The 324-nt window shown below is 60.2% G+C and carries 1 protein-coding gene; it reads right to left on the bottom strand.

Annotated features, from left to right (window positions below):
* Positions 1-64: 64 nt before the first annotated feature.
* On the bottom strand, positions 65-324 hold a 260-nt coding region (locus B5P42_RS31640), incomplete at its 5' end, for a hypothetical protein (RefSeq protein WP_220089424.1).

The following is a 324-nucleotide window of genomic DNA, read 5'->3' as shown; positions in this document are numbered from 1 at the left end:
AGAGCCGGCTGCCAAGCTCTTTCACGCCATGTTCCGTACCTTGTATTCCCACCAGACAACGCCGTCAGTCTGGCAACGGGCGTTCATGACGCCGATCCCCAAGAAAGGAACCGACCTGCGCCTTGCCGCCAACTGGAGAGGCATCGCGCTCCAATGCCATCTCAAGAAGGTCTACGAACTGAGCGTCCGACAGATTCTGCGAAACCGGGGCCTGATCCAGCATCACATCCTCCAGACCGGCTTCCAACCGCGAACCGGAGCCGTCGACGCTGTCTTTGTGGCCGATGAACTCACGCATCGGTACGGCCGCCTGGGCAAACCTCT

The organism is Bacillus sp. SRB_331 (assembly GCF_003264175.1).
In the GTDB taxonomy this organism is placed as follows: domain Bacteria; phylum Bacillota; class Bacilli; order Bacillales; family Bacillaceae_G; genus Bacillus_A; species Bacillus_A mycoides.
Note: the sequence above shows the minus strand (reverse complement) of the source record. Positions and strands in the feature narration are given on the sequence as shown.